Annotated in this window: 2 protein-coding genes; both read left to right on the top strand. The window is 45.9% G+C overall.

Annotation, left to right across the window (positions count from 1 at the left end; genetic code table 11):
* The first annotated feature begins 38 nt into the window (after positions 1-38).
* The gene (locus tag R7Q48_RS25790) at positions 39-239 is read left to right on the top strand and encodes a PA3496 family putative envelope integrity protein (protein ID WP_318085320.1); all 201 of its coding nucleotides are present in this window, start codon (positions 39-41) and stop codon (positions 237-239) included.
* A gap of 199 nt (positions 240-438) precedes the next feature.
* The coding region (locus R7Q48_RS25785) for an NADAR family protein (protein ID WP_411979288.1) at positions 439-867 on the top strand (429 nt) is incomplete at its 3' end.

Raw genomic sequence — 867 nt, 5'->3', positions numbered from 1 at the left:
AGATTAGCTGTCCAAAACATGGTGTGTTCGGAGGAAATATGTCCATTAATTCTATCGACCATGACGAGATGACCAACATCGCTCACAAGTGGGAATTACCCGAAGAAGAAGAAACCGTTGTGAAGCCAGAGAAAACAGTGAAATCAGCAGAAGCCAGACGTCGCATTGAGGCACTGCGTGAAATCCGCGAAAGCGGGTTAAGCATTGAAGAAGCAAGAGAACTTGGCTTGATTCACTGATTCTCTCAATTCGGTGTACCACTCCATAGGGTAGCCAACTGGCTGCCCTTTTTATTTGCTAACCCCATCATTTAACCGAAGTTTCTTGCTCGTTTTATTTGTTCTCCAACCTTATTTTTATTCAGTCTGAAGTCACTTTGCTTGCTTACTATGGTTTGACAAATGGTAGAGGCGTTACTAAAAGATATATCAGTAGGATATGCCTTTTGTTGACTATCCATATCATCTAAGCAGGAGCGCGAATATGGTTGATCAGATCCTTTTCTACGAGCCCGATGAGCCGCACGGCTTCCTGTCCAACTTCTGTCATGCCCCCGTCGAAATATCTTCCCAATCTTGGCCCACCAGCGAACACTACTATCAAGCTCAGAAATTTGTTGATGCCCAACTGCAAACCAAAATTCAGAAAGCCCAATCGCCGGATGAAGCGTTCGCGTTAAGCCGTCAGTACGAGCATCTCGTTCGCAGCGATTGGGACAACATGAAGCTCTCAGTTATGGCGTTCATTGTGCGAGAAAAATTCCTCCAAAACCCGAAACTTGCTCAGAAACTGATGCGCACGGGCAATGCTTGCCTTACTGAGCATTCGCACAAGGACGCATTTTGGGGAGATGGGGGAGACGGTAAA

It is taken from the genome of Vibrio sp. 378, from assembly GCF_033339435.1.
The sequence above is the reverse complement of the archived record's forward strand: the minus strand, read 5'-3'. Positions and strand labels throughout refer to the sequence as shown.

Bases quoted from the DNA above. Each gene is read 5' to 3' on its own strand.
- R7Q48_RS25790 (WP_318085320.1), top strand. From the start codon at position 39: ATGTCCATTAATTCTATCGACCATGACGAGATGACCAACATCGCTCAC.